This is a genomic window from Rhizobium sp. CF080, from assembly GCF_000282095.2.
Lineage (GTDB): Bacteria > Pseudomonadota > Alphaproteobacteria > Rhizobiales > Rhizobiaceae > Neorhizobium.
On record NZ_AKKC02000015.1, the window covers coordinates 165,999 to 186,584 of the forward strand.

The window sequence follows — 20,586 nt, forward strand, 5'->3', positions numbered from 1 at the left end:
CATACGGGAGGGAATTCATGACCAAAGCCGGCACTATTCGCACGGGCATCGGCGGCTGGACCTTCGAGCCGTGGGAAGGCACATTCTACCCTGAAAAACTGGCCAAGAAAAAACAGCTTGAATATGCCGCAAGCAAGCTGAAGGTCATCGAGGTCAACGGCACCTATTACGGATCGCAGAAGCCGGAGACCTTCGCCAAATGGGCGTCGGACGTGCCGGACGGCTTCATCTTTTCGCTCAAAGCCAGCCGCTTCACCACCAACCGCAAGGTTCTGGCCGAGGCGGGAGAGTCGATCGAAAAATTCCTGACCCAGGGCCTGACCGAGCTCGGCGATCATCTCGGGCCGCTGCTCTGGCAGTTCGCACCGACCAAGAAGTTCGAGGCCGACGATTTCGAGGCCTTCCTGAAACTGTTGCCGAACAAGCTGGACGGCTTGAAGCTGACTCATGTGGTCGAGGTCCGCAACGATAGTTTCAAGGTGCCGGAATTCATCGCGCTGCTGGCGAAATACAATATCGCACCCGTCTGCGCCGACCATTTCGATTATCCGATGATTGCCGATATCACGGCGGACTTCGTCTACGCACGCCTGCAGAAAGGCTCGGACGACATCAAGACCTGCTATGCGGAAGAGGATATGAAGGCCTGGGCAAAAAGGCTTGAAACCTGGTCCGAGGGTGGCGTGCCGGACGACCTGCCCCTGGTCGACGAGAAGCGTGAAGTCAAGAAGGAGCCGCGCGACGTCTTCGCCTTCTTCATCCATGAGGGCAAGGTGAATGCGCCCTATGGCGCGATGGCGATGCGCGAACTCCTGGAAAGCCGCAGCTAGGGGTCCAGCCCGACGCCGGCATGGGCAGTGAGGTCTTCGGCCGTCATGCCCCTGCCCGCCTGCTTGCCGGCTTCGCCATGCAGGTAGACGCCGGCCGCGGCGGCCTCGAAGGTGGGCATGCCCTGAGCCAGCAATGCGCCGATCATGCCCGCCAGAACGTCGCCGGAGCCGGCGGTCGCCAGCCACGGCGGTCCGTTGGTATTGATGTAGGCACGTCCATCGGGGCTGGCGATGACCGTATCGGCGCCCTTGTAGACGATGGCGGCGTGGGCGCGGGCGGCGGCGGTTGTCGCCTTTTCCACCTTGCTGAGGTTGTCATCGGCGGCGATGTCGGGGAAAAGCCGGGTAAATTCGCCTTCGTGCGGCGTCAACACCAGATGGGGCTCACCGCCGGCAAAAGCATCGAACAATTCCGAGGGTTTTTCCTTGAAGGAGGTGATGCCATCGGCGTCCAGCAGCAGCGGGCGATCCTTCAATGCCAGCGCGAACTCCGTTGCCCTCTTGCCGATGCCGAAGCCCGGCCCGAGCACGAAGGCGGCAAGCTTTGCCGAGCGCAGCCAATCTTCCAGGTCTTTGACCGTATCGACCTGATGCAGCATGATCGCGGTGAGCGATGCCGCATTGACCGGCATGGCGTCGCTCGGCGAACCGACCGTCACCAGGCCGGCCCCGGCCTTCAGGCCCGCGGCAGCCGAAAGCCGCGCCGCGCCGGTCTTGCCGGCCTCGCCGGAAAACACGGCCAGATGTCCGCGTCGGTATTTATGAGTTTCGCTTCCCGGCTCGACCAGCAGACCGCGCCACAAATCAGGTCCATTTTCCCTTGCCTTGCCAGCGACTTCGCAAATGATGCGGCCCGGAATGCCGATATCGAAAACCTCGATGTCACCGCAAAGCGACCTGCCCGGCAGCAACAGATGTCCCGGCTTTCTGGTCATGAAGGTGACGGTATGGGCGGCCTGGAAGGCGGCGCCGAGCGGCACGCCCCGCCGGCCGCACAGGCCGGACGGCAGGTCGACGGCGACAACCGGTACCCGCGCCTCGGCGACCTTGCGGATCACATCCGCGACAATGTCCGGCACATCGCGTGTCAGGCCGGCGCCAAACAGTGCATCGACCACCACATCGCCGGCCGTCGGCAGGTACTCTTCCAGCGGTCTGGATGGCAGACGGGAGACGTCGCGTGCCTGCCTTGCATCGCCCTTCAGTTTCTGCGGGTCACCGAGATGATAGACATCGACGACCGCTCCGGCTTCGGCAAGCGCACGAGCCGCCACATATCCGTCGCCACCATTGTTTCCGGGACCACAGAGCGCTGCAAAACGCAAAGCGCCGGGAAAATGCCGGAGTGCTGCGGCCGCGACCGCCTGGCCCGCCCTTTCCATCAGAGCGAAGGACGGAATGCCCGATCGGGCAGAAGCGGCGTCCGCCGCGGCCATCTCGTCAGGTGTCAGTAGCAGTGAAACAAGCGAAACATCCATAGGCGCTATTGAACGGAAAGATGGTCAGAAAACAAGCGCCGTTTCGCCAACTAAAATAGCATAAAAATTATGCAAATGCCTAAATTTAGAACTCTATCCTGCTTATATTCGATGTTGCTTAACTTCCGAAAAAACTTCAAAAATCTGCGATTCTTGTGCCGCAACGCACAAATTTTGAGAAAAACGGAAGCAATTTTGCCACTGAAGCTGCTGTTTTGTTGGGAATTCGTACAAAACTGTATTATTTTTTTGAAAGTGACGTTCGAGTTTGGCACGATACCTGCATTGCCATGGGCGAGCGGGTAGAGGCCTGCTTCAAGAGAGAAGCGGAGATATAGTTTCTCATGAAAAAGATCGAAGCGATCATCAAGCCTTTCAAGCTCGACGAAGTGAAGGAAGCCCTTCAGGAGGTCGGCTTGCAAGGGATCACCGTGACCGAAGCCAAGGGCTTTGGCCGCCAGAAGGGCCATACCGAGCTCTATCGCGGCGCGGAATACGTCGTCGACTTCCTTCCGAAGGTCAAAGTCGAAGTCGTCCTTGCGGACGAGAATGCGGATGCAGTCATCGAAGCCATTCGTAATGCGGCACAGACTGGACGGATTGGAGACGGCAAGATATTCGTCTCCAACGTGGAGGAAGTCATCCGCATCCGCACCGGTGAAACGGGCGTGGACGCCATCTAAACGCCCCTGCATCCAAATGCCTTGAGGCCGAAGGCCCGGGTTTCATCGTCATCGTACATCGAGGAGGTCATATGACGAGCGCAAGCGAAATCATGAAACAAATCAAGGAAAACGACGTCAAGTTCGTGGACCTGCGCTTTACCGACCCCAAGGGCAAGCTGCAGCACGTTACCATGGACATCGCGTCGGTCGATGAGGACATGTTCGCCGACGGCGTCATGTTCGATGGTTCTTCGATCGGCGGCTGGAAGGCCATCAACGAGTCGGACATGGTGCTGATGCCGGACCCGGCGACGGTCCACATGGATCCGTTCTTCGCACAGTCGACGATGGTCATCTTCTGCGACATTCTCGATCCGATCTCGGGCGAAGCCTATAACCGCGACCCGCGCGGCACCGCCAAGAAGGCCGAAGCCTATCTCAAGGCATCCGGTATCGGCGATACCGTGTTTGTCGGCCCGGAACCGGAATTCTTCGTCTTCGACGACGTCAAGTACAAGGCCGACCCTTACAATACCGGCTTCAAGCTCGACTCGTCTGAACTGCCGTCCAACGACGACACGGATTACGAGACCGGCAACCTCGGCCACCGTCCGCGCGTCAAGGGCGGCTATTTCCCGGTTCCGCCGGTCGACAGCCTGCAGGACATGCGCTCCGAAATGCTGACCGTGCTCGCCGAAATGGGTGTGGTCGTCGAAAAGCATCACCACGAAGTGGCTTCCGCCCAGCACGAACTCGGCGTCAAGTTCGACACGCTGGTGCGCAACGCCGACAAGATCCAGATCTATAAATACGTCGTACACCAGGTCGCCAACGCCTATGGCAAGACCGCGACCTTCATGCCGAAGCCGATCTTCGGCGACAACGGCTCGGGCATGCACGTGCACCAGTCGATCTGGAAGGACGGCAAGCCGACCTTCGCGGGCGACGAATATGCGGGCCTTTCCGAAAGCTGCCTCTTCTATATCGGCGGCATCATCAAGCATGCCAAGGCGATCAACGCCTTCACCAACCCGACGACGAACTCCTACAAGCGTCTTGTCCCGGGTTATGAAGCGCCGGTTCTGCTTGCCTATTCGGCCCGCAACCGCTCGGCTTCGTGCCGCATTCCCTTCGGCACGGGTCCGAAGTCGAAGCGCGTCGAAGTCCGGTTCCCGGATCCGCTGGCAAACCCCTATCTCGCCTTTGCCGCCATGCTGATGGCCGGCCTCGACGGCATCAAGAACAAGATCCATCCCGGCAAGGCCATGGACAAGGATCTCTACGACCTGCCGCCGAAGGAGCTGAAGAAGATCCCGACCGTCTGCGGCTCTCTGCGCGAAGCGCTCGAAAACCTCGATCGCGACCGCAAGTTCCTGACCGCCGGCGGCGTCTTCGACGACGACCAGATCGACGCCTATATCGAACTCAAGATGGTGGAAGTCATGCGCTTCGAGATGACACCGCATCCGGTCGAATTCGACATGTATTATTCGGCCTAATCATCAGCGCCTTTGCCTTGGAGACGGCGGGCCGCAAGCCCGCCGTTTGCCGTTCCGCCGAGCCTGACGGCTTGTGCCTTATTGCCGGTGTGCCGATGCCCTCCCCCAATTCTCCGCAGCCACGTTCGACCGACTGGCTGATCTTCGCCCTTGTGCCCGTCTTCTTTTCCAGCAACCTGATCTTCGGGCGCGGCGTGATCGGCGAGATCGGACCGTTCATCACCGCCTTTATCCGCTGGGCTGGGTCGACACTGATCATGGTGCCGCTGCTTTATCTCGACTGGCCGGCTGCCTGGACCTTCGTGCGCCGGCATACCTGGCTCTGGCTGTGGCTGGGCTTCTTGAGCATCGGCATCTGCGGCGGCTTCGTCTATTGGGCGCTGACGTTGACGACGGCTTCGAACGCGACGCTGATCTACACGACCTCCTCGCTGTTCATCATCCTGTTCGAATGGCAGTTTTCCGGCCGTCGGATCGGCAGCCGCGAGCTGCTGGGCATGGTGGTCGCGTTCGCGGGTGTGACGGCGATCGTGCTGCGCGGCGATTTCGGCGCATTGGCTGGCATGAATTTCAATGTGGGCGATCTCGGGATGCTGGTGGCGGCGATCGCCTTCGCCATCTACTCGATCCTGCTGCGCCGCCCGGCCGCCCAGGCGATCCGGCCATTGACGCTGTTCGGGCTGATCGCCTTTTCCGGCTCCCTCCTCCTGCTGCCACCGGCCATCTGGGAACTCTTCCATGGCGGGCTCTTGCCGAAGACGTTTTCGGCTTGGTCCAAGATCGCCGGCATCATCCTGTTTGCCTCGCTTGCCGCCTTCTTCTGCTTCCAGCACACGGTGAGGAAATTCGGGCCGGCGACGGCCGGGATAACGCTGTACATGATGCCGCCGGTCTCTATCATCATGGCGGTGATCTTCCTTGGCGAGACTTTCGAAACATATCACGCGGTCGGCATCGTTCTCGTTCTCGGCGGCGTCGTTCTGGCGACGAGACGGCCGCGGGGGCTTACTAAGCCTTAAGTCTATCCCGTGGAACGATGCGGGCCGGTCTGCATTAATCTCTTGATGTCGGAGAATTTTATTCCCACATTAGGATGCGAAAGGACATCGCACCATGAAACAACGCAACGCTAAATTCACCATCGGAGAAGTGGTCCGCCACAAGGTCTTCCCGTTTCGCGGCGTCGTGTTCGATGTGGATCCGGAATTCGCCAATACGGAAGAATGGTGGAATTCCATTCCCGCGGAAATCCGGCCGAACAAGGACCAGCCCTTCTATCATCTCCTCGCGGAGAATGACGAGACGGAATATGTCGCCTATGTTTCAGAGCAAAATCTGGAGCATGACGAAAACGATGCTCCGCTGCGCAATCCGCAGGTCTACCAGATCTTCGATCGCGGCCCATCCGGTCAGTTGAAGCCCAAGATCATACTGGCCCACTAAACCCAATTCTCGAAAACTGGAAAGGCGTCGGCACCTCGCCGGCGCTTTTTTTAACGCCGGAATCAGAAAGCCCGGCGCATGGCCGGGCTTCGAATGTTTGGCTTTCCGCGAAAAGCTTACTGGCCCTGCTTGGCAGCTTTCTGGGCGTCTTCCAGCTTCTTGCGGGTCTCTTCCGCCTTGCGCTGCATGCCTTCTTCCAGGCTGCGCTGGCTCTGGGCGATCTGTTCCTGCGGCATGGCCGGGCCATCGAAGATACCGGTAAAGCCCGTCAGCGGAACCTTGATCGGGTTCGGAGCACGGCGGAAGTTGATCGAGGTGAAGACCACCTCGCTGCCCTTCTTGAGGCTGGCGATCATCGCGTCCGTCAGCGGCACTTCGGCGGTGCACTTGTCCGGAAGGCAGACGATATAATCGAGCTTCTGGCCCTTGCCGCCATCGATCTGCATGACGATGCCGGGCGGCACGAGGCGCGCAGTCGGTACCGAGACCTGCATGATCTTGCGGTTGACCTTGCCTTCGACCGTGATCAGGCCGACGGCGGTGATGAGCTGGCCGTTCTGGGCAGCTATGATGTTCTGCACGACGCAGAGATCGCTGTCGTCCTGCTTGGTGCAGGTCTTGAACCAGCCGAGCGGCGGCGCGCCAGGAGCGGCCGCGGCCGGAGCATCCTGGGCAAGGGCTCCAACCGGCAGCGCCATCGCACCGGCCGAAAGAGCGAGAACGGACATTGCCGTCCGCAGAACTTGGGTTGCCTTAAGCATCATAACGAGATCCGTCTCCTGAAATCAGCTGGGTACGGCAGACGCCGTCAACTCCCTCGGGGTGTCCTATTGCCTGTGAACTGTCGGTCAAATGAGGCAATTGAATGACCCGCCCGTCGGGCCAACCTGTTACATCGGGCAGGCGTCGATATCCAGTCCTTCTTTCGTATTTTTTGACAAGGAGTTAACGTCGGTGATCACTCTTTTGCACATGGCAGTGGTTGGTGGGCTTCATGGCATGCGCTATTTTGCAGGAGAATCAGCGAGGATTTCACCCCCATGGGTTCCATGCGACGCTTCCTTCCCCTCATCGCCGCGCTTCTGATCGGCACCCCGACATTCGCGGAACCGGTCCATGGGATCGCCATGCACGGCAGCCCGGCGCTCGGCCCCGATTACAAGCATTTTCCCTACGTAAACCCGGATGTGAAGAAGGGCGGCAAGGTAACCTATGGCGTCGTCGGCACGTTCGACAGCCTCAATCCTTTCATCCTGAAAAGCATGCGCACCACGGCGCGCGGCCTCTGGGATACGATCTTCGGGCACCTCATCTACGAACCGCTGATGACGCGCTCCAGCGACGAAGCGTTCACGCTTTACGGCCTACTGGCCGAAAGCGTCGAGTGGGACGACAACCGCAGCTTCATCCAGTTCAACCTCAATCCGAAGGCCAAATGGTCGGACGGCCAGCCGGTGACGCCGGACGACGTGATTTTCACCTTCGAATTGCTGCGCGACAAGGGGCGCATCCCGTTTTCCAGCCGGCTGTCACCCGTCGACAAGATCGAGAAGGTCGGCGAGCATAGCGTCCGCTTCACCTTCAACGCCAAGGTCGACCGGGAATTTCCGCTGATTTTGGCGACCTCAACGCCGATCCTGCCGAAACACGCGATCGATCCGGCCACTTTCGACCAGTCGACGCTAAAGCCGCCGATCGGCTCCGGCCCTTACCGGATCAAGTCCGTCTCGCCGGGCGAGCGCATCGTCTACGAACGAAATCCGGACTACTGGGGCAAGGATATCCCATCCAAGGTGGGTTACGACAATTACGACCAGATCAGCGTCGAATATTTCCTACAGGACAATACGTTGTTCGAGGCCTTCAAGAAGGGCGAGATCGACATCTATCTCGACGGCAGCCCGACACATTGGGCGCGGGCCTATGACTTCCCGGCAGTTCAGAACGGCGATGTGGTCAAGGATGCGTTCAAGCCGCAGCTGCCGACCGGCATGCTCGGCTTCGTGTTCAACACAAGGAGGGCGATCTTTTCCGACGTGAACGTGCGCGCCGGCCTGTCGCTCGCCTTCGATTTCGAATGGGTCAACAAGAACCTCTTCGAGGGCGCCTATACCCGCACCGAGAGTTTTTGGCAGAACTCCCCCCTCACCTCGCTCGGCAAGCCGGCGGACGCACGAGAGCTCACGATCCTCGGGGCCTTCAAGGACCGGATCGAGCCGGCAGTTCTCGACGGCACTTACCACCTGCCGAGGACCGATGCTTCCGGTGCGGATCGCAAAGTGTTGCGCGACGCGGTCGATCTTCTCAAGAAGGGCGGTTATGCGATCAAGAATGGCAGGATGTCTGACGCTTCCGGCAGACCGCTGGCGTTCGAGGTGATGACCCAGAGCCAGGACCAGGAAAAGCTCGCGATCGCCTATCAGCGGACGCTGAAAATGATCGGCATCGACATGTCGATCCGCACCGTCGACGACGCGCAATACCAGGCTCGCTCCGGCAATTTCGACTACGACATGATCGTCAAATCCTATCCGTCGTCGCTGTCGCCCGGCATCGAACAGGTCGGGCGCTGGGGATCCGATTCCCGCAATCGCGACGGCAGCTTCAACTTTGCCGGCACGGCGGATCCCGATCTGGACAAGCTGATCGGGACCATGCTGACGGTGCGCAGCAAGGAGGACTTCGAGGCCACCGTGCGGGCCTATGACCGGATGCTGATTTCCGGTCACTATCTCGTTCCGCTCTATCATATCCCCGATCAATGGGTGGCGCGTCGCAAGTATATCGGCTATCCGGAAAAACTGCCGCTCTACGGCTACCAGCTCAACATCTGGTGGGACAAGCGGGCACAATAATCCAGTCGCTTTCGGTTACCGAAGAAAGGACGCCGCCATGGAGCGCGTAACTATCGACATCGTTTCGGATATCGTCTGCCCCTGGTGCTATCTCGGCAAGGCGCGGATGGAACTGGCGGTCGCAGAGGTTCAGGACGAGATCGGCGTCGACATCAACTGGCGGCCCTATCGGCTCAACCCGGACCATCCACCTGAGGGCGTCGACCATCAGGCGGATCTGGCGGCGAAGCTCGGCGGCAGGCAGGCCGTCGAGCGCGCCCACGACATGCTGAAGAAGCTCGGCGAAGAGGTCGGGATCAAGTATAATTTCGAGGCGATCAAGATCGGTCCCAATACGCTCGATGCCCATCGCCTGCTGCATTGGGCGATCGTCGAAGACCGCCAAATTCAGGACAAGGTCGCGACCGCCCTGTTCAAGGCGAATTTCGAGGAAGGCCGCAATGTCGGCGACCATGCCGTGCTCGCCGACATCGCCGAAAAGTCAGGCCTCGACCGCAAGGTCATCGAGAACCTGCTCGCAAGCGACGCCGACAAGGACACGGTCCTCGGGGAAATCGAGGCGGCCCAGAAAATGGGCGTGACCGGCGTGCCCTTCTTCATCATCGACGGGCAGTATGCAGTCAGCGGCGCCCAGACGCCGGATGTCCTTGCCAATGCGTTGCGCGAAATCGCCAAGCTCAAGGCGGAAGCCCGCAAGGGCATGATCTGAAACGGATAAATGCGTGCGTACCGACCAGAGCCTGAAAGGCGTTCTTCTCGCCTTCGCCTCCTTTGCCGCCTATTCCTGGAGCGATGCCAGCGTCAAGATGATCGACGGCGCGCTGACGCCCTATGAGATGGGCTTTTTCGGTGCCGTCTTCATGCTTGCCGGCTTTCCCTACCTGATGAAGCCGGGCGACAGCTGGCTCGACGTGGTCAGAAGCACCAATCGGCCGCTATGGGTCCTGCGCTTCTTTTCCGCTGCCATGGGGACGATCGGCAGCGTCGCGGCCTTCACCTATCTGTCGATGGCGGAAGCCTTCGCGCTGATCTTCCTGCTGCCATCCTTCGTGACTATCATGTCGGTGCTGTTCCTCAAGGAGACGGTCGGAATCCGGCGCTGGAGTGCGGTGATCATCGGCTTCATCGGCGTTCTGGTCATATTGCGCCCGGGCTTCCGCGAGCTTTCAATCGGGCATGTCGGTGCGGTGTTCGCCGGGCTTTCCGGAGCGATCTCGATCATCGTCTATCGCGCCATCGGACCGTCGGAGAAGCACATCTCGCTCTACGGCGCCGGCGTGCTTGGCGTTCTCGTCATCCTCGGCGTGCTGATGATCCCGGATTTCCATTGGCCGACACTGCCACAATGGGCAATGCTCGCCGGATACGGCCTGCTGGCGGCGCTGGGCACCGTCTGGCTGATGTATGCCGCCAATTACGCGCCCGCCGCCGTGATCGGGCCAACCCAATACAGCCAGATGCTTTGGGCCATCCTGTTTGGCTATCTCATCTTCGGCGACAAGGTCGACCTGCCCATGCTGGTCGGCATCGTGCTGATCATCGGGTCGGGCCTCCTGACGCTGGCCCGCGAGCGGGCACGCGACGTGCCCCTGCCCGCTTCGGTCGCGACCGATCCGCAAGCCGCGGTCGTCACGGTGCCAGACAATAAATCCGATACATAATCACGTCTTTGCCAGCTCGGCAAACTGGGTCATCACGTGAGCCGCGGTCGTCAGCCGCTTTTCCGGGGTCGGCAGGTCGCGGGTGAGGAACACGCTGTGGTCCGGCCGGATTTTTGCGAGCGTTCCCTGCTTGGCGATATAACCGACGAGATTTGCCGGGTTCGGGAAGTGTTTGTCGCGGAAGGTGACGACGATACCCTTCGGGCCGGCATCGAGCTTCTCAACATTGGCCTTGCGGCACAGCGACTTGATGTAGACGACCTTCAACAGGTTCTGTACCTCGGTCGGCATCGGGCCGAAGCGATCGACCATTTCCGCACCGAAACCGTCGATCTCCGACAGGTCCGTGACTTCGCCGAGACGGCGGTAGAGACCCATGCGCAGATGCAGGTCGGGCACGTAGGTTTCAGGGATCATCACAGTGATGCCGACGGAAATCTGCGGCGACCAGCCGGTATCGGTGATCTCGTCGTCGCCCTTCACTTCGGCGACAGCCTCTTCCAGCATCTGCTGGTAGAGCTCGAATCCGACTTCCTTGATATGGCCGGACTGTTCTTCGCCCAAGAGATTGCCGGCGCCGCGGATGTCGAGGTCGTGGCTGGCGAGCTGGAAGCCGGCGCCGAGCGTATCGAGCGACTGCAGCACTTTCAGGCGGCGCTCGGCGGTCGTGGTCAGCGTCTTGTTGACCGGCAGAGTGAAGAGCGCGAAGGCGCGCACCTTGGAACGGCCGACGCGGCCGCGCAGCTGATAAAGCTGCGCCAGCCCGAACATGTCGGCGCGGTGGACGATCAGCGTGTTGGCGGTCGGCACGTCGAGGCCGGATTCGACGATGGTGGTCGACAGAAGTACGTCGTATTTGCCATCGTAGAAGGCATTCATGATATCTTCCAGTTCGCCGGCCGCCATCTGGCCATGCGCGACGCCGACCTTCAGTTCCGGTACATCGGACTGGAGGAAAGCCTGGATTTCCGGCAGGTCGGCGAGCCGCGGACAAACGTAAAAACTCTGGCCGCCGCGATAATGCTCGCGCATCAGCGTCTCGCGGATGACCAGAGGGTCGAAGGGCGAGATGAAGGTGCGGACCGCCATGCGGTCGACCGGCGGCGTGGTGATCAGCGAGAGCTCGCGCACCCCTGTCATCGCAAGCTGCAGGGTGCGCGGGATCGGCGTTGCCGAGAGCGTCAGGACGTGCACGTCGCTCTTCAGTTCCTTCAGCCGTTCCTTATGTTTGACGCCGAAATGTTGTTCCTCGTCGATGATCAGCAGGCCGAGATTGGCGAACTGGATGCCGGCGCCGAGCAGCGCATGGGTGCCGACGACGATATCCACCTTGCCGTCGGTGAGGTCCTTCTTCGTCTGGGCGAGTTCCTTGGCGGGCACCAGTCGCGATGCCTGCTCGACCCTGATCGGCAGCCCACGAAAACGCTCGCGGAACGTCTTGAAATGCTGGCGCGAGAGAAGCGTGGTCGGTACGACCACCGCGACCTGCGCGCCGTTCATGGCGGCGAAGAAGGCGGCGCGCAACGCAACTTCCGTCTTGCCAAACCCGACGTCGCCGCAGACGAGCCGGTCCATCGGACGGCCGGCGCCGAGATCGTTGCGCACGGAATCGATGGCGTTCGCCTGGTCCTCGGTCTCGTCATAAGGGAAACGGGCGGCGAATTCGTCGTAAAGACCTTCTGGCGTGGTGAGCACCGGCGCGCGGCGGGTGATGCGGGTGGCGGCGATGCGGATCAGCGCGTCGGCCATGTCGAGCAGCCGCTTCTTGAGCTTGGCCTTGCGGGCCTGCCAGGCACCGCCGCCAAGCCTGTCGAGCTGGGCTTCCGCCGCATCCGAACCATAGCGCGACAAAAGGTCGATGTTTTCGACCGGCAGGAAAAGCTTTGCCTGGTCGGCATAATGCAGTTCGAGGCAGGCACGCGGGGCGCCGGCGGCCTCGATTGTCACCAGGCCGACGAATTTGCCGATGCCATGCTCCGCATGGACGACCAGAGAACCTTCGTCGAGGCCGGCGACTTCGGTCAGAAAATTGGCGCCGCGCTTGCGACGCTTGCCGCGGCGGACCATGCGATCGCCGAGAATGTCCTGCTCGCCGATGACGACGACATTGCCGGTCTCGAAACCGGCCTCGAGGCTGAGGACGGCAGACGCCGCCTCGCCTTTTTCGAGCTTGTCGAGATCGGCAAGCTTGTCGATCTGGCGGATGCGCTTCAGCCCGCGCTCGTCGAGCACCTGCAGCAGCCGGTCGAGCGAGCCGGCGGACCATCCGGTGACAAGAACCTTGGCGCCCTCGGCGCGCTTGTCGGCGATATGCTTGACGACGAGGTCGAACACGTTGACGCGCTCGTCGCGATCCTTTTCCTCCGTCTGGTTTTTTGCCCAGCGCGGGCCGGCATGCGCGTCCAAAGTCACCACCCGGCGACCTTCGGCATCCATCTCGTTGAACGGCGTCAGGCGCACCGCGTTGACAGCGTCGAGCGCTGCGGCAAAAGCCTTGCTTTCGAAGTAGAGTTGACCCGGCGAAACCGGCTTGTAGGGAGCGGCCTGCGCCGCAGCGCCCTTGCCCTGGGTGCCGCTGTCACGCCGTGCCTCGTAATAGTCGAGCACCAGTTTCGAACGCTCGCTGGCCGCTTCGCGCGCCGTGTGGTCGGTGACGATCCGGAACCCCTTGAGGTAATCGAATGCGGTTTCGAGTCCGTCGTAGAACAGCGGCAGCCAATGCTCCATGCCGGGATAACGGCGGCCTTCCGAGACTGCCTGATAAAGCGCGTCGTCGCGGGTCGCAGCGCCGAAGAGCGACAGGTAATTCTTGCGGAAACGGCTGATCGTATCCGGCGTCAGCGTCACCTCGCTCATCGGATTGAGATCGAGAGCGCGCGACTGGCCGGTGGTGCGCTGGCTGGCCGGGTCGAACGAACGGATCGATTCCAGGGTATCGCCGAAGAAATCGAGACGCACCGGCTCTTCCGTCCCCGGCACGAAGACATCGAGAATACCGCCGCGAACCGCGAATTCGCCAACTTCGCGGACCGTCGCGACGCGCTCGAAACCGTTGCGCTCCAGCCGCGCGGCGATATCGTCCATGCGGATCTGGTTGCCGGGCTTGGCCGAAAAAGCGAGGCTCTCGATGATCTCGGCAGGCGCAATCTTCTGCAGCATTGCATTGACGGTGACCAGCACGATCGCTGCATGCGGCTTTTTCCGATGGGAAATCAGGCCGGACAAGGCCGCCAGCCGGCGTGCCGAGACATCGGCGCTCGGCGAAACGCGGTCATAGGGAAGACAGTCCCAGGCGGGGAGCGTCAGGACCGGGATTTCCGGCGCCACGAAGGACAGCATCTGCTCCAGATCGAGCATGCGCTGGCCGTCCGACAGGACATAGGCAACCGCCTGGCCGGCGCGGGCGAGCTCGGCCACGATCAGCGGCTCCATGCCCGGCGGCACATTGCCTATGGTCAGCGGGCTTTGCGCCGCCGCAATCTTCTTCGCGTCGAAGCCAGGAATCATCGGGCCAGAATTCATATCTTGTGTCCGAGCCTTAGCTCCAGGGAGGCCTTTGTGACGGGATCGAAATCCGGCGTATAGGCGGCGACGCGCGCGAAAAGCGGCGTCTTCATGTGCTCCGGCAAGGTCTGTGCACCGGTGATCCAGGCATGCAGGTCGTGGTCGTCCTCGCCCATGATCGCCTCGAACTCGTCGAGTTCCGCGTCCCCGAGGCTGCCGATCTCGGCCTCCGCGAAGCTGCCCAACACCAAGTCCATCTCCCTTATGCCGCGATGCCAGCAGCGGTAGAGGATGCGCCGGCGGCGCGGGTCGAGATCCGCGCTGGTGCGGGATAGTCCTGTCATGGCCGTGTCCTTGTTTTGCCGTTCATATAGGACGCTTTTCCGCCCTCGTCACCTTGCCAAATGGGCAAAATCCATCGCATTTTGCGCGCCATGCGTCCCGCCATACTCGATCCGCTGTTCTCGCCCGTCGCCTCGCTTGCCGGTGTCGGGCCGAAGCTTGCCGAACTGATCGCCCGCGTCACCGGCCGTGACGATCCGGACGACTGCCGCGTCGTGGACCTGCTCTTCCATGCTCCCTCCTCGCTGATAGACCGGCGCAACCGGCCGGGCATCGCGCTTTCGCCGCAAGGAGCGATCGTCACCATCGAAGGCCGGGTCGACCGGCATCAGCCGCCACCGCCCGGCAAATCCAATATGCCCTATCGCGTATTCCTGCATGACGATACCGGGGAACTGGCGCTCACCTTCTTCCGGGCCAAAGGCAACTGGCTGGAAAAATCGCTGCCGATCGACGAGATGGTCATGGTCAGCGGCAAGGTGGACTGGTTCAATGGCCGACCCTCGATGGTGCATCCGGATTTCATCGTAAAATCCTCCGAGGCTGAAAACCTGCCGCTGGTGGAGCCGGTCTATCCTATGACGGCCGGCCTGACGCCGAAAGTGCTGCGCAAGGCGATCGAGGGTGCCGTGGCACGCCTGCCGGACCTAGCGGAATGGGCCGACGTAGCGCTGACCTTGCGCCAGGGGTTCCCGTCCGTGGCGGAAGCGTTTCGCGGGCTGCACGATCCGCGCGACGCGGCGGATATCGATCCGCAGGCCCCTGCCCGCCGACGGCTTGCCTATGACGAGTTCCTTGCCGGACAGGTATCCTTGTCGCTGGTGCGCCAGAAGGTGCGCAAGGTTCCAGGCCAGCCGATCCGGGTGAAGGGCGATCTCGCCGCAAAGATCATCGCCAACCTTCCCTTCTCGCTGACGCCCAGCCAAAAGGCGGCTGTCGAGGACGTCATCAAGGACATGGCCGGCGAAGACCGCATGCTGCGGTTGCTGCAGGGCGATGTCGGCGCCGGCAAGACGCTGGTGGCGCTGCTTGCCATGTCCGCGGCCGTCGAGGCCGGCGGCCAGGCGGTGCTGATGGCGCCGACCGAAATCCTCGCCCGCCAGCATTTTGCGACGATCTCGAAGTTGGCCGGTGCGGCAGGAGTGATTGTCGAGGTGCTGACCGGCCGCACCAAGGGACGCGAGCGGGATCAGATCATCGATCGGATCGCCTCGGGCGAAGCGCAGATCATCATCGGAACCCACGCGCTCTTCCAGGATGCGATCAACTATCACAATTTGATGCTCGCGGTGGTCGACGAGCAGCACCGGTTCGGCGTGCACCAGCGCCTGCGGCTGACGGCCAAAGGCATTTCCCCGCATATGCTGGTGATGACGGCGACGCCCATTCCCCGCACGCTGGTACTCGCTGCGTTTGGTGACATGGACGTCTCGAAGCTCACGGAAAAACCGGCCGGCCGCAAGCCGATCCAGACCGTCACCATCCCCACCGAGCGGATCGGCGACATCGTCGCGCGGTTGAGGAGCGCGATCGGCGAAGGAAAAAAAGCCTATTGGATCTGCCCGCTCGTCGAGGAATCCGATGCCTCCGACCTGATGTCGGCGGAAGAACGTTATGCAGTGCTCGCCAAGGAACTCGGCCGCAATGTCGGCCTCATCCATGGCCGCATGAACGGGCCGGAAAAAGACGCGGTGATGGCCGCCTTCAAGGCGGGCGAGTTGCGCCTCCTGGTCGCCACCACAGTCGTCGAAGTGGGTGTCGACGTGCCCGATGCAACGATCATGGTGATCGAGCACGCGGAGCGATTCGGGCTTGCACAGCTGCACCAGCTGCGCGGCCGCGTCGGGCGGGGCGACGAAGCCTCGACCTGCATCCTGCTCTACAAGGGACCGCTCAGTGAAACCGGCCGGGCGCGGCTTTCGATCCTGCGCGACAGCGAGGATGGTTTCCTGATCGCCGAAGAGGATCTGAAACTGCGCGGTGAAGGCGAGTTGCTCGGTACCCGCCAGTCCGGCACGCCCGGTTTCCGGATCGCCAGCCTGGAAGCACATGCGGACCTTTTGGAAATCGCCCGCAAGGATGCGGCCTATCTGCTGGAGCGGGATCCGGAACTCACCAGCGAACGCGGGCAGAACATGCGCGTGCTGCTCTATCTGCATCGCCGCGACGAGGCCATCCGGTTCCTGAGAGCCGGCTAGATCAGGCCTGCATTTTCGGAGCTGGCAGGATGGCGGTCGGCGCCCCGGGGACGGGCTTGTAGTCCGGTGCGATCAGGCCGCCCGAAATCAGCAGTTTGGCGCCCTCTTCCGGCGTCATGTCGAGCATGACAATCTTGCTCTTCGGCACGAACATCAGGAAACCCGCTGTCGGAACCGGCGTCGGAGGCAGGAAGACGCCAACCATTTCCTCGCCATCCACATTGAGTTTCGCCGCAATCTCTCCCTGCGCATCGCCGGAGATGAAGACCAGTGCCCATGTGCCGGGGCTCGGAAATTCGATAAGCCCGCATTTCTTGAAGGAGGTCGACTGTTCCTTGAGGACCGTCTCAAAGATCTGTTTGATGCTTTTATAAATGCTGCGGATCAGCGGCATCCGATGCAGGATCGATTCGCCGAACTTGACGATCGAGCGGCCGATCAGGTTCTTGCCGAGAAAACCGATGATGGTGATGAACACCACCGCGATCAGCAGACCGGTGCCAGGAATGGTGATGTTGAAATAATATTGCGGATCGTAGCGCTGCGGAATGTAGGGCGTGACCCAGCTATCGGCCCAGTCGATAAAGGTGAAGGTCAGCCAGATGGTGATGGCAAGCGGTGCGCAGATGATCAGGCCGGTTAGGAAGTTGTTCCTGAGGCGGCCGGCCAGCGATATTCGCTCTGGACTGTCGCTCATCCGGTTTCCCTGCATACCCTAAGCATTGTCGCAATCATCTGTTGCGACAATGACGGATGCGATGTTGCGATGCAAGGAAAAGCCGGTGGATATCACTCCACCGTGACGGATTTCGCCAGATTGCGCGGCTGATCGACATCGGTGCCCATGAAAACAGCCGTATGATAGGCGAGAAGCTGGATCGGAAGCGAGAAGATCATCGGGGCGATGATCTCGTCGACATTCGGCAGCGCGATCGTCGCCATGGTCGGCAGTTTCGAGGCTGCGGCACCCTTTTCGTCGGTGATGAAGATGATCTTGCCGCCGCGGGCCGCCACTTCCTGCATGTTGGAGACGGTCTTTTCGAAGAAGCGGTCATGCGGTGCGATGACGATCACCGGCATGTGCTCGTCGATCAGCGCGATCGGCCCATGCTTCAGTTCGCCGGCGGCATAACCTTCCGCGTGGATATAGGAGATTTCCTTGAGCTTCAGCGCGCCTTCCATGGCGAGCGGGAAGCTGGTGCCGCGGCCGAGATAGAGCACGTCCTTGAAGCGCGACAGCTCGCGCGACAGCGCCTCGATCTGCGGCTGGATGTCGTTCAGCACCCGGCTCATGATCCGCGGCATTTCGGCGAGGTGCTTGACCATCGCCTTCTCGTCGCCGGCCGTCACCGTGCCGCGGGCGCGGCCGGCGCCGATCGCGAGCGCGGCGAGAACCGCAAGCTGGCAGGTGAAGGCCTTGGTGGAGGCGACGCCGATCTCGGGGCCCGCGAGGATCGGGAAGATCGCGTCCGATTCGCGGGCGATGGTCGATTCCTTGACGTTCACCACCGCGCCGATCTTGAGGCCGTTATCCTTGCAGTATCGCAGCGAGGCCAGCGTATCGGCCGTCTCGCCCGACTGGGAGATGAACAGCGCCGCCTGGGTTGGCGACAGCGGCAGTTCGCGATAGCGGAACTCGGAGGCGACATCGATCTCGACCGGCAGGCGGGCGTAACGCTCGAACCAGTATTTGCCAATCAGGCCGGAGAGATAGGCGGTGCCGCAGGCAGCGATCGCCAGGCCCGTCACCTTGCCGAAATCGATCGCCGTATCGTTCGCCTTCACCGTATGGGAGGCGAAATCGATATAATGGCTGAGCGCATGGGAGATTATCTCCGGCTGCTCGTAGATCTCTTTCTCCATGAAATGGCGATGGTTGCCCTTGTCGACCATGAAGGCCGAGGCCTGGGAAATCTGGCTTTGCCGCTTCACCGGCCTGCCGTCGTAGTCGATGATCTCGGCGCCCTTCTGGGTCATGACGGCGCAGTCGCCGTCGACCAGATAGGTGATCTCGTTGGTGAACGGCGATAGAGCAATAGCATCGGAGCCAAGGAACATTTCGCCACGGCCGTGGCCGATTGCGAGGGGCGGTCCGAAACGGGCAGCCATGATCGTGCCCGGATCGTCCTCGAACATCACCACCAGAGCATAGGCGCCGGCAACGCGGTTCAGCGTCGCCAGCATGGCGGCGCGGTGGTCGAGGCCCTGGCGGGTATATTTGGCAAGCAGGTGTGCGACGACTTCCGTGTCGGTCTGGCTTTCGAAGACCGCGCCTTCGGCCAGCAGCTCGTCCTTCAGCTCGGAAAAATTCTCGATGATGCCGTTGTGGACGACGGCGACGCCATCGACGAAATGCGGATGGGCATTGGTTTCGTTCGGGACGCCGTGGGTCGCCCAACGGGTGTGGGCGATGCCGATCGTGCCCGGCAGCGGCTCGGCGTCAAGCTTCTTTTCGAGATTGAAGAGTTTGCCCTCGGCACGGCGGCGATCCATGCGGCCCTCGTGGACCGTCGCGACGCCGGCGGAATCATAGCCGCGGTATTCGAGCCTTCGCAACGCATCGACCAGACGCGCCGCCACCGGCGAATTTCCGACGATCCCGACAATTCCGCACATGAACGACCCTTTCCGCTTCGTGAAACCCGCGCGAATTCCTAGCCGATTGCGGGCTTTGCGCAATCGGCCCGCCGGTCACTTTCGATGTCGGAAAGTAACGCGCAAATGTTAATGGCCGGGTTACTTTTGCGCCTTCTTGGCCGCCTTCAAGGCAAGCGCCCGCTCCCGGAGGATTTTCGCACGCTCCGGCTTCACTTCCTGACGGGCACGGCCAAGCGCCAGCGCATCGGCCGGCACGTTTTCGGTAATGACACTTCCCGAAGCCACATAGGCGCCGTCGCCGATCGAGACGGGTGCGACGAGCGACGAGTTCGAACCGACGAAGGCGTTGGCGCCGATGCGGGTCTCGTGCTTGTTGACCCCGTCATAATTGCAGGTGATCGTGCCGGCACCGATATTGGAATGGGCGCCGACAAAGGCGTCGCCGATATAGGTCAGGTGGTTGACCTTGGCACCCTCGTCGATCCTGGCATTCTTGACCTCGCAGAAATTCCCGACCTTGGAGCCGGCGGCGAGATCAGCACCGGGGCGAAGCCGTGCGAAAGGCCCGACCGTCGCGCCGCCGCTGACATGAGCGCCCTCGATATGCGAGAACGCATGGATCACCGCCCCGCTGTCGATCGTCACGCCCGGACCGAAGACGACGTTCGGCTCGATCAGCACGTCTTGGCCGATCTCCGTATCATAGGCAAGGAAGACGGTTTCCGGGGCGATCATGCTGACGCCGGCAATCATCAGTTCATGTCGCCGACGCTCCTGCCAGAGCTTTTCGAGCTGGGCCAGTTCGGCGCGGTTGTTGCAGCCGGCGACTTCCGATTCCGGCGCATCGACCGCCACGACCTTGCCGCCGGCGGCACGGGCGATCTCGACGAGGTCGGTCAGGTAATACTCACCCTTGGCATTGTGGTTGGTGATGCTTTCCAGCAGCGACAGCGCCTTGCGGCCGTTGATCGCCATCAGCCCGCTATTGCACCAGGTGACCTTGCGCTCCTCGTCGGTCGCATCCTTTTCCTCGCGGATAGCGATCAGTTCGCCGTTTTCGACCAGCAGACGGCCGTAGCCGGTCGGTTTGTCCGTACGAAAACCAATCACGACGACATCCGCTCCGACGGCAAGCTTCTCCCGCGCCTCGGCGAACGGGGCGGAGGTGACCAGCGGGACGTCGCCGTAGGCGACCAGAATGTCGTCATAACCGCGAGTGATCGCTTGTTTGGCCGTCAGCACGGCATGGCCGGTGCCGCGCCGCTCGGTCTGGAGGAAGGCCTCGACCGAAACCCCGTTGACGGCGCCTGCCTTGGCCACTCCGTCCGCGTCGCGGCCGACCACCAGCGCCGCTTCCGTCACGCCGGTCGAAGCCACCGCCGCCATCACGTGGGCGATCATCGGCCGGCCGGCGATCGGGTGCAGCACTTTCGACATCGACGATTTCATGCGCGTGCTGTCGCCGGCGGCGAGGATGACGGCAAGGCAGGAACGGCTCATCGGGATTCTCCTT

At 61.5% G+C, this 20,586-nt stretch carries 16 protein-coding genes; 9 read left to right on the forward strand and 7 right to left on the reverse strand.

The annotated features are described in order from the left end of the window. Window positions 1-17: 17 nt before the first annotated feature. Window positions 18-830 (forward strand): DUF72 domain-containing protein, encoded by an 813-nt coding sequence (locus tag PMI07_RS27835; RefSeq protein WP_007763730.1) that lies wholly within the window; start codon window positions 18-20, stop codon window positions 828-830. Here the strand turns inward: PMI07_RS27835 and PMI07_RS27840 are convergent. Beyond that, window positions 827-2,308 carry a bifunctional ADP-dependent NAD(P)H-hydrate dehydratase/NAD(P)H-hydrate epimerase gene (locus PMI07_RS27840; RefSeq protein WP_024164217.1) on the reverse strand — a complete coding sequence of 494 codons (1,482 nt, stop codon included), beginning with the start codon at window positions 2,306-2,308 and terminating at the stop codon, window positions 827-829. The two genes, PMI07_RS27835 and PMI07_RS27840, sit on opposite strands and share 4 nt — an antisense overlap. Before the next feature lie 344 nt (window positions 2,309-2,652). Between PMI07_RS27840 and PMI07_RS27845 the strand changes: the two genes are divergently transcribed. The 4 genes from PMI07_RS27845 (at window position 2,653) to hspQ (ending at window position 5,915) form a co-directional block, all read left to right on the forward strand. Beyond that, entirely contained in the window at window positions 2,653-2,991 is a 339-nt protein-coding gene (locus tag PMI07_RS27845) for a P-II family nitrogen regulator (RefSeq protein ID WP_007753933.1), read from the forward strand. A gap of 71 nt (window positions 2,992-3,062) precedes the next feature. Next, complete coding sequence (gene glnA, locus PMI07_RS27850) at window positions 3,063-4,472, forward strand: type I glutamate--ammonia ligase (protein ID WP_007753930.1); 1,410 nt, start codon at window positions 3,063-3,065, stop codon at window positions 4,470-4,472. Between the two features lie 95 nt (window positions 4,473-4,567). Further along, window positions 4,568-5,491, forward strand: coding sequence for a DMT family transporter (locus PMI07_RS27855; RefSeq protein WP_007753927.1), 924 nt, complete (start codon window positions 4,568-4,570; stop codon window positions 5,489-5,491). Between the two features lie 94 nt (window positions 5,492-5,585). Beyond that, window positions 5,586-5,915, forward strand: coding sequence for a heat shock protein HspQ (gene hspQ / locus PMI07_RS27860; protein WP_007753924.1), 330 nt, complete (start codon window positions 5,586-5,588; stop codon window positions 5,913-5,915). Between the two features lie 116 nt (window positions 5,916-6,031). Here hspQ and PMI07_RS27865 read toward each other — a convergent pair whose 3' ends face one another. Further along, the gene (locus PMI07_RS27865) at window positions 6,032-6,679 is read right to left on the reverse strand and encodes an invasion associated locus B family protein (RefSeq protein ID WP_007753921.1); all 648 of its coding nucleotides are present in this window, start codon (window positions 6,677-6,679) and stop codon (window positions 6,032-6,034) included. Window positions 6,680-6,964: 285 nt separating this feature from the next. Here PMI07_RS27865 and PMI07_RS27870 point away from each other — a divergent pair, with 285 nt between their 5' ends. Genes PMI07_RS27870 through PMI07_RS27880 form a run of 3 tightly spaced genes read left to right on the forward strand, consistent with a single transcriptional unit; the run spans window position 6,965 to window position 10,431 of the window. Then, window positions 6,965-8,770, forward strand: a complete 1,806-nt coding sequence (locus tag PMI07_RS27870; RefSeq protein WP_037088663.1) for an extracellular solute-binding protein — start codon at window positions 6,965-6,967, stop codon at window positions 8,768-8,770. A gap of 37 nt (window positions 8,771-8,807) precedes the next feature. Then, window positions 8,808-9,479, forward strand: a complete 672-nt coding sequence (locus PMI07_RS27875; RefSeq protein WP_007753916.1) for a DsbA family oxidoreductase — start codon at window positions 8,808-8,810, stop codon at window positions 9,477-9,479. 13 nt (window positions 9,480-9,492) lie between these two features. Next, on the forward strand, window positions 9,493-10,431 hold the full coding sequence (locus PMI07_RS27880) for a DMT family transporter (protein ID WP_007753913.1): 939 nt from the start codon (window positions 9,493-9,495) through the stop codon (window positions 10,429-10,431). On the opposite strand, the gene mfd is transcribed toward PMI07_RS27880, so the two are convergent. Both mfd and PMI07_RS27890 read right to left on the reverse strand, forming a co-directional pair. Next, window positions 10,432-13,938 carry a transcription-repair coupling factor gene (mfd, locus tag PMI07_RS27885; RefSeq protein WP_037088664.1) on the reverse strand — a complete coding sequence of 1,169 codons (3,507 nt, stop codon included), beginning with the start codon at window positions 13,936-13,938 and terminating at the stop codon, window positions 10,432-10,434. Window positions 13,939-13,949: 11 nt separating this feature from the next. Then, the gene (locus PMI07_RS27890) at window positions 13,950-14,279 is read right to left on the reverse strand and encodes a succinate dehydrogenase assembly factor 2 (protein WP_007772205.1); all 330 of its coding nucleotides are present in this window, start codon (window positions 14,277-14,279) and stop codon (window positions 13,950-13,952) included. 90 nt (window positions 14,280-14,369) lie between these two features. Between PMI07_RS27890 and recG the strand changes: the two genes are divergently transcribed. After that, window positions 14,370-16,475 carry an ATP-dependent DNA helicase RecG gene (gene recG, locus PMI07_RS27895; RefSeq protein ID WP_037088666.1) on the forward strand — a complete coding sequence of 702 codons (2,106 nt, stop codon included), beginning with the start codon at window positions 14,370-14,372 and terminating at the stop codon, window positions 16,473-16,475. A 1-nt stretch (window position 16,476) separates the two neighbouring features. Here recG and PMI07_RS27900 read toward each other — a convergent pair whose 3' ends face one another. The 3 genes from PMI07_RS27900 to glmU form a co-directional block, all read right to left on the reverse strand. Continuing rightward, entirely contained in the window at window positions 16,477-17,172 is a 696-nt protein-coding gene (locus PMI07_RS27900; RefSeq protein WP_007752761.1) for a DUF502 domain-containing protein, read from the reverse strand. A 92-nt stretch (window positions 17,173-17,264) separates the two neighbouring features. Beyond that, window positions 17,265-19,091, reverse strand: a complete 1,827-nt coding sequence (glmS, locus tag PMI07_RS27905; protein WP_007752762.1) for a glutamine--fructose-6-phosphate transaminase (isomerizing) — start codon at window positions 19,089-19,091, stop codon at window positions 17,265-17,267. Window positions 19,092-19,211: 120 nt separating this feature from the next. Further along, window positions 19,212-20,573 (reverse strand): bifunctional UDP-N-acetylglucosamine diphosphorylase/glucosamine-1-phosphate N-acetyltransferase GlmU, encoded by a 1,362-nt coding sequence (glmU, locus tag PMI07_RS27910; protein ID WP_024164220.1) that lies wholly within the window; start codon window positions 20,571-20,573, stop codon window positions 19,212-19,214. Between the last annotated feature and the right edge of the window lie 13 nt (window positions 20,574-20,586).